The organism is Oleiphilus sp. HI0125, from assembly GCF_001635355.1.
This window is the reverse complement of record NZ_LWGF01000196.1, coordinates 1-1046: the sequence shown is the minus strand read 5'-3', so window position 1 is coordinate 1046 and position 1046 is coordinate 1. Positions and strand designations below refer to the sequence as shown.

Here is a 1046-nt window from a genome sequence, read left to right as displayed (position 1 = left end):
TGTCGACTCGAACCACTGCGCAAAAGAAACGGCAGACTGTAGAGTAAGCAAAAAAGCTAAAACATATTGAGATAAGGCAAACCTACGCATCCGAACTACCTACTAGCAAGACGACAAAATCATTTAATTGCTAAGATCTAACCAATTTCTATGCCAGCGCTTTTTGGCAAACGATTGCCGCTTAAATACCAACGCCTCAAGCATTCAAGTATCGAAGAAAAGAGTATGGTTTCGTGACGTATATGCCTTTGCAAGCGCTTGCAATTCGTTACAATCCTTAGGTTGTGCGAATTTAAAAATGTAGGAAGTGACCAATAATGCGAACTAGCAGTTTCAGAGGCCTAATAACATTCATATTCCTCTGCATGAGTGCTCAAACAATTGCTGGCTATAGGACCTTACTTGACCCAAGATCCATGGCAATGGGTGGAACTGGCGCTGCAGCAGCGACTAAATTCAACGCATCCCTTCACAACCCTGCCTTGATCGCTTTTAACAGAGGCTCTAAACCCGATCGCTTATATCTCAGTGCATCAATGGGTGCTCGTGAACTGTATAACACCGATTGGGAGGAATCCTTAAATAACTTCCAAGATAGTAATATTGTTCAGGACTATGACCGGCTAGCTAATCCGTCCTCATCTGATGCAGCGGAAGTAAGAGACGTTATTCGTCAAATGAATCTTGAGGGCTACCGAAAAGACGAGACGACTGTCTTCAATTTACTAGTCGATACTCGCCCAGTTACGATCAACTTTTATACACGACGTGACATACGTGAAATGACGACCATTTTGAATAAAGATGAAGAGCAGTTTGCTACACTAATAAATGGTCTTAACGGCGGAGCGCCAGCAGTAGGTACTCTCGAAGAAAGACTAACCTCAACCGTCGACAACACCTATGTCGACATTAGTGAGTTCGGTGTTACCGTAGCCACCACAAATGTAATTTCTTACAACATGCCAATATCTTGGGGCTTCACGCCCAAGCTAGTCGAAATAAGGGGTTCACATCGTGCGGAAAGTATTAACACATATAACCCA

The 1046-nt window shown here is 43.3% G+C and carries 1 protein-coding gene; it reads left to right on the top strand.

Going from position 1 to position 1046, the window contains the following annotated elements; all coding sequences use genetic code 11:
* Positions 1–365: 365 nt before the first annotated feature.
* On the top strand, positions 366–1046 hold a 681-nt coding region (gene traF, locus A3762_RS02990), incomplete at its 3' end, for a conjugal transfer protein TraF (protein ID WP_231878713.1).